This is a genomic window from Streptomyces sp. SPB074, assembly GCF_000154905.1.
Lineage (GTDB): Bacteria > Actinomycetota > Actinomycetes > Streptomycetales > Streptomycetaceae > Streptomyces.
In genome coordinates this window covers 3,885,276-3,888,631 of sequence record NZ_GG770539.1, presented here as the reverse complement: position 1 = coordinate 3,888,631, position 3,356 = coordinate 3,885,276, and the positions used below count along the sequence as shown (strand labels likewise).

The 3,356-nt window shown below is 73.6% G+C and carries 4 protein-coding genes; 2 read left to right on the top strand and 2 right to left on the bottom strand.

Annotation, left to right across the window (positions count from 1 at the left end):
- Positions 1-65: 65 nt before the first annotated feature.
- Both SSBG_RS16185 and SSBG_RS16180 read right to left on the bottom strand, forming a co-directional pair.
- Entirely contained in the window at positions 66-410 is a 345-nt protein-coding gene (locus SSBG_RS16185; RefSeq protein WP_050776908.1) for a hypothetical protein, read from the bottom strand.
- 139 nt (positions 411-549) lie between these two features.
- Positions 550-1,428 carry an alpha/beta fold hydrolase gene (locus tag SSBG_RS16180; protein WP_037869919.1) on the bottom strand — a complete coding sequence of 293 codons (879 nt, stop codon included), beginning with the start codon at positions 1,426-1,428 and terminating at the stop codon, positions 550-552.
- A 137-nt stretch (positions 1,429-1,565) separates the two neighbouring features.
- On the opposite strand from SSBG_RS16180, the gene SSBG_RS16175 reads away from it, so the two are divergent.
- Both SSBG_RS16175 and SSBG_RS16170 read left to right on the top strand, forming a co-directional pair.
- Positions 1,566-2,267: a TetR/AcrR family transcriptional regulator gene (locus SSBG_RS16175; RefSeq protein WP_008747167.1), complete on the top strand. Its 702-nt coding sequence runs from the start codon at positions 1,566-1,568 to the stop codon at positions 2,265-2,267.
- Positions 2,268-2,585: 318 nt separating this feature from the next.
- Positions 2,586-3,356 (top strand): ThuA domain-containing protein (locus tag SSBG_RS16170; RefSeq protein WP_324603544.1); only part of this gene is annotated, 771 nt, incomplete at its 3' end.

Genomic DNA, 3,356 nt, shown 5'->3' with positions numbered 1-3,356 from the left:
CGCCCCGGCCGGGCGGGCGTTCGCGGGCAGCGTCCGGAACGGCCCGGCGACCGGGGCGGTGGGGCTCAGCGCACCGGTGTGCGCAACAGCACCCGCCAGCGCGGCAGTTCGGTGAACGGCACGATGAGGCAGAGCACGGTCACCGGCACGGCGAGCCAGAGGGGCCACAGGACCCAGGCGGAGACGGTCGCCGCCACGAGCTGGAGCAGCAGGAGCAGGATGGTGACGATCCCGGGCACGGCGACGGGGGAGTCACCGCCCGGACGGTCGCCCGGGGTGGAGAAGACGGCGGGCAGCCCGATGAGCAGGAGGTCCGCGAGGATGGCCAGGGGGATGGAGTGCGACCACAGGGCCCAGGGAGTGGCGACCCAGGCGATGAGTTCGGTGGCGAAGCGCAGGCCGCCGCGCACGTTGTCGTGACCGGGCTTGGCGGCACGGGCGGAAGCCGCTCCGGCGGGGGCGGGCCCTCCGGGGACGGCGGAGTCCGGCGCGGCGGCGCCCGGCGCGGCGGCGCCCGGCGCGGCGGCGTCGGTGGGGGGTACGGGGCGCTCAGGCACGGCTGCGGCTCGCGAGGAAGCGGGTGACGAGGGCGGCCGTCTCGGCGGGACGTTCCGCGTGGAGGTAGTGCCCGGCGCCCTCGACGATCTCCAGCGTGCCGATGCCCGGCGGCAGGGCCGCGACGATCGCGGCGCCCTCGGCCTCGGGGTCGGGGAAGTCCGGGTCCGCCGAGCCCATGATGATCAGGGCCGGGACGGTGACGTGGGCGAGTTCCGCCTCGGCGTCGGCCCCATTGGTCCTCATGGTGAGCAGGAACTGCTTCATGCGCTCGGGCTCGGAGAGCTTGGCCCGCAGCGCGGTCGTGTACGCGGCCCAGTCGTCCGGCTTGGCCGGGTAGGCGACGTTCAGGTACCGCAGCCACATGCCGAGGCTGCGGAAGGCGACGGTGGCGCCCATGAGCAGCCCGCCGCGCCGGTAGCGGCGGACCCGCAGCATGGCGCCGAGGTCCGTCTTGGGCACGCGGGTGAAGGGGTTCAGCTCCACGACCGCGCTGATGAGTTCGGGCGCCCGCGCGGCGGCGATGGTGGCCGCGCCGCCGGAGAGCGACTGGCCCACGAGGACGGCGGGGCCCCCGAGGTGCCGCACGAGCGCCAGCAGGTCGGAGGCGACGTCGGATCTGGAGATCGACTCCCAGCCCGTACTGGACTCGCCGTGCCCGCGCAGGTCGGCGGAGACGACCCGGTAACCGGCGGCGGCGAGGAGGGGGGCGAGGAAGCGGTACGACTGGCGCAGGTCGCCGATGCCGTGCGCGAGCACGATCAGCGGCCCCTCGCCCGTCGACTCGTAGGCGAGGCGACCGCCGTCGACGGTCACGTAGGAGGTGGAAGCGGCGCCGACGCCACCCGGGTTGGGCAGGACAGGGCTGTTCATGGCGTTCATCCAGGAAGGTGAAGGAGGGGAGAGCTAGGATGGACGCCGGAATAGAAACAGCCTGGGGTTCACTTTTTGGACCAGCGTCCAGCAAAGTAGAGCACACCCTGCGGCCCGGAGAAAGCAAAGAAGAGGTAATGCGCGACGACGCCCCCGCTCCCGTCCCCGAAACGGCCCGCCCGGAGCCCGGCGCCGGAGGAGGGCGCCGCGAGCGCCAGCGCCGGCGACGGCGCAGCGAGCTGTACGAGGTCGCCCTCGGCCTGTTCGTGGAGCGGGGCTACGCGGGGACGACCATGGAGGACATCGCCGATCGCGCCGACGTGGCGCGGGCGACGGTCTTCAACCACTTCCCCCGCAAGGCCGTCTTCCTCCAGGAATGGGCCCGGCGGCGCCGGGCCGTCGCCCTGGAGGCCGCCTACCGGTCCGACGCGGCGGACTCCTCGCTGCGCGCGGTCCTGCTGCGCTACTTCGGCGAGCTGGGCAAGGTCTCGGAGGACGCGCGGGACGCCAGCGTCGCGATGCTCACCGGATCGGTCCACGCCACGGACATCTGGCGCAAGTCCCCCCTGGCCGCCGAACTGGCCGGGATCGTCAGCAGGTCCACGGCCGAGAGCGGCGTCGAGCCGCGCGTGGACGCCGAACGGCTCGGCCGGCTCCTGTCGGGCGCGTACTTCCTCATCCTCATCACGTGGGTCACCGAGGACCCGGCCCCCTTCGACATCACGGACGAGGTGACGAAGATGGTGGACACCGTGCTCTACGGCGCCCTCCCGGACGGCACCCCTCCGGACGGCACCCGGGCGGCGGACCACGCCTCCTCGCACGGCCCGGCCGCCTGACCGCCCGCCCCGGCGCGCGAGGGAGCCCCCCGTCCCGCGCACCCCGCTCCGGCCTGCCGCGATGCCGGGGGACGGCGGGGGCGGCGGGCGGGATCGCCGTCACCTTCCCGCGCGAGCGCGGCCCGCGCCCCCAACTCCCCTACTCACGCGACTCCTTGACAGCGCTTTCTGCCGGTCCTTCAATCACAGGGTGAACATCGCGGGCACGGCCCCCACGCCGCGCCTTCACTTGTCATAGTCATGCCACGTTCTCGGGTCGGCCCCACCCCACCGGGCCGGCCCGCCCGTCACCGTCCGGCCCCACCCGGAAGGACCCCCATGCCCGCACCACTCCCCCCACGCTCCCCCGGCCGCTCCCCCCGCTCCCGCTCGCTCCTCCTGCGCCTGCTCCTCCCGCTGGCCCTCCTCCTCGGCCTGGGCGGCACCTCGCCCGCGCTCGCCGCGCCCGAGGCCGCCGACTTCAAGGTGCTGGCCTTCTACAGCGGCACGTGGGACGCGGCGCACATCGACTTCGTGCACGAGGCCAACGACTGGTTCCCGGAGGCCGCCGCCGAGAACGGCTTCGCCTACACGGCGACGAACGACTGGGGCCGCCTCGCGGACGCGGACGCGCTCGCCGCGTACGACGTCGTGCTCTTCCTGGACGACGCCCCGCACGACGCCGCCCAACGGGCCGGTTTCCAGAGGTACATGGAGAACGGCGGCGGCTGGCTCGGCTTCCACGTCTCGGCGTTCACCACCGACGCGGGCGAATGGCCCTGGTACTACGACCAGTTCCTCGGCAGCGGGAACTTCCGCTCCAACACCTGGGGGCCCACCTCGGCGACGCTGCGCGTCGAGGACCGCGCGCACCCCTCGACCGCCGGGCTCCCCGGGACGTTCACGTCCTCGGTCAGCGAGTGGTACAGCTGGTCGAACGACCTTCCGCGCCAACCCGGACATCCACGTCCTGGCCTCCGTGGACCCCGTCGAAGCTTCCCGCTCGGGCACGGACCCCGCCCAGTCCTGGTACGAGGGGCGATTACCCCGATTCCTGTGGGACGAAACTCCGCACTACCCGGATGCTGTACGCGAACTTCGGCCACAACG